At 36.1% G+C, this 1,952-nt stretch carries 5 protein-coding genes; all 5 read left to right on the top strand.

Annotation, left to right across the window (positions count from 1 at the left end):
* Nucleotides 1-97 precede the first annotated feature (97 nt).
* The 5 genes from DW963_RS13100 to DW963_RS13850 all read left to right on the top strand — a co-directional run bounded on the left by DW963_RS13100 (nucleotide 98) and on the right by DW963_RS13850 (nucleotide 1,908).
* Nucleotides 98-541 (top strand): flavodoxin family protein, encoded by a 444-nt coding sequence (locus DW963_RS13100; protein ID WP_117916361.1) that lies wholly within the window; start codon nucleotides 98-100, stop codon nucleotides 539-541.
* 95 nt (nucleotides 542-636) lie between these two features.
* On the top strand, nucleotides 637-795 hold the full coding sequence (locus tag DW963_RS13345; protein WP_199669390.1) for a hypothetical protein: 159 nt from the start codon (nucleotides 637-639) through the stop codon (nucleotides 793-795).
* A complete protein-coding gene (locus DW963_RS13095; protein WP_117916359.1) occupies nucleotides 788-1,300 on the top strand; it encodes an O-acetyl-ADP-ribose deacetylase in 513 nt (170 codons plus the stop codon). Before DW963_RS13345 ends, DW963_RS13095 begins: the two co-directional genes overlap by 8 nt.
* Nucleotides 1,301-1,312: 12 nt before the next feature.
* Nucleotides 1,313-1,759 (top strand): 8-oxo-dGTP diphosphatase, encoded by a 447-nt coding sequence (locus DW963_RS13090; protein ID WP_117916357.1) that lies wholly within the window; start codon nucleotides 1,313-1,315, stop codon nucleotides 1,757-1,759.
* 23 nt (nucleotides 1,760-1,782) lie between these two features.
* Nucleotides 1,783-1,908, top strand: coding sequence for a hypothetical protein (locus tag DW963_RS13850; protein WP_278286723.1), 126 nt, complete (start codon nucleotides 1,783-1,785; stop codon nucleotides 1,906-1,908).
* The last annotated feature ends 44 nt before the right edge of the window (nucleotides 1,909-1,952 follow it).

The following is a 1,952-nucleotide window of genomic DNA, read 5'->3' as shown; positions in this document are numbered from 1 at the left end:
TTGATGAGGGTATAACTGATAAATCTACTCATGGAAATGTCCTGTGGCACCAGATGAGATTGGATTTTGAACTAAGAAATAATGGAGTGAAGCAGATATGAAAACAGTTATTATATACGTGTCGGTTCATCACAATAATACAAAAGAGCTGGTATGTGCAATAGCAGCTGAAAATGATATTGATGTAGTTGATGCAACTAAGATTACTGAAAAGGACTTATCAGGGTATGATCTTATAGGTTTTGCTTCTGGTATTTATTTTGGCAAGATGCATCAGTCCGTAATTAACTTTGCAGAAGTGAATCTTCCAGAGAATAAGGATGTCTTTCTTATATGCACTTATGGAGGAAAGCCAGTCTTTGATTCCATAAAGAAAATTGTAAAAGAAAAGCAGGGAAGAATTGTGGGAGAATTTTCTTGTAAGGGATTTGACACATTTGGACCATTCAAACTTATTGGAGGCATATCAAAAGGACATCCGGATAAGAATGATTTGGATAATGCAAAGGCTTTTTTCAAAGAGTTGGAAAAGGGAAAGTGATTTAAAAGTATCATCATGTATATTGTATACACCTATGCACAAAAAAACAGAGACTCTTCACACGGAGTCTCTGCAAAGGTTTGTATAAGAATATTATGGAAGCACAAGTTTGCGACGGATATGGATATACCTTGCAGATTACTTACAAGGATGGAAGAAAAAGAGTAATTGAAGGCGATATTGGCGATGGTACAATTGACGGTATAATGGGAAATTATTTAAAGAAAATATTTGGGAAAAATTACGATGATTAAAACAGTTCTAGGTGATATAACAAAAATAGATTATGTTGACGTTATAGTAAATGCAGCAAATAACAGTCTCTTAGGTGGTGGCGGTGTTGATGGAGCAATTCACAGGGTAGCAGGTCCTGATCTTTTAAAAGAATGTAGGACGCTTCATGGATGTGGAACAGGAGAAGCAAAGATTACCAAGGGCTATAATCTGCCATGTGATTATGTTATACATACAGTTGGACCTATATGGAGAGGCGGAAAGGATAATGAGGAGCAGTTGCTTGCCAGCTGTTATTATCATTCGCTTAAACTTGCAATGGAAAAAGGTATAAAAAGAATAGCATTTCCATCTATATCAACAGGTGTTTATGGTTTTCCTGTTAAACTGGCAGCACACATTGCTGTAAATGTTGTGGCAAGATTTGAGCAGGAATTTCCAAAGCAAATAGAAGAAATATATTTTGTTCTGTTTGACAGAGATACAGAAGCAGCATATGAAAAAGAAGTTGATAAGCTATATTAAATGGAGTAACAGATGATAGAAAAAGTAGTATTCATGAACATGTGCATGATTAGTGATAATAAAGGAAATGTACTGGCCTTGGATAAAGTGGGCAAGAATTATTCTGGTACGACTTTCCCAGGTGGTCATGTAGAGGCAGGGGAGACTTTTATAGAGTCAGTTATCAGGGAAGTATTTGAAGAAACTGGACTTACAATTAAAAATCATAAGTTAATGGGAATATATCATTGGATATCAGGCGATGTACGAAATGTAGGTTTTTTATACAGGACAGATGAGTTTGAAGGCAAACTTATTTCATCAGATGAAGGAAGGGTGTATTGGATATCGGAAAAAGATTATCCAAAAAAATCTTTAGCTCCGGGTATGCAACAGGTATGGCAGATAATGCATTCAGATGTGCCTATGGAATGTCTGCAAACTATAACAGAAGAAGGAATTATAGCAAAGATACAGTAAGATTTTAAGTGAGGGAATAAGGAATGGGAAGAGCATCAATTAAAGAGAATAAGAATGTATACCAGTTAAAAAGAGAGGAGCTAGGACTTAGCAGAGAAAAGGTAAGTGAACTTTTAGAGTGCGTGCCTCCAGAGAGAATTGAAAAATAGACAGTGAGAAGGTGCTGCCACATCCGGAAGAAGTACTCATAATG

The organism is Eubacterium sp. AM46-8 (assembly GCF_003466705.1).
Taxonomy (GTDB): domain Bacteria; phylum Bacillota; class Clostridia; order Lachnospirales; family Lachnospiraceae; genus Lachnospira.
The sequence above is the reverse complement of the archived record's forward strand: the minus strand, read 5'-3'. Positions and strand labels throughout refer to the sequence as shown.